Here is a 462-nt window from a genome sequence, read left to right as displayed (position 1 = left end):
GGAAAGTGACCTGGTGCCCGCCGTCAGCAAGTTTGTCCGAGTGCTGTCTGAGGTGATGCCGGCAGAAATGCAGCGACAGGGCGGACGGTCCGTCGCCGAACACCGCGACAGCCACCGATGGAGCCACGCATTGGTCGCAGGTGGACGACGCCCTTTCCATCTGCTGACCCTCCTGGAAGCTGGTGGCGGGCGCGGTCGCCTGTCGGACTGTTTCACCGTAGGTGCCCATGAATTGCTACTCATCCTGGAGACCGGCTCGGGCTCATCTTCGCGGTGAAGGCTTCGGCATCCACTCACAGTCTACTGGCACATCCAGTTTTGCTCCCGACGACGGCCGCCTCGACAGCCACCCGATGCTGACACGCGTCATGTGCGGCAAGAGAGTGAGCATCTCCTATGCGGTATGTCATCGGTGTGGTGGACAGCGAGCAGCGCGTGGGCTTCAGCCACGAGGGTGGCCAC

Annotated in this window: 1 protein-coding gene; it reads right to left on the bottom strand. The window is 63.0% G+C overall.

What is annotated here, in order from left to right:
* The coding region (locus M3225_RS28925; protein WP_251400754.1) for a DUF7455 domain-containing protein at positions 1-229 on the bottom strand (229 nt) is incomplete at its 3' end.
* Between the last annotated feature and the right edge of the window lie 233 nt (positions 230-462).

The organism is Priestia aryabhattai (assembly GCF_023715685.1).
In the GTDB taxonomy this organism is placed as follows: Bacteria; Bacillota; Bacilli; order Bacillales; family Bacillaceae_H; genus Priestia; species Priestia aryabhattai_B.
This window is presented reverse-complemented; position numbering and strand designations above follow the sequence as displayed.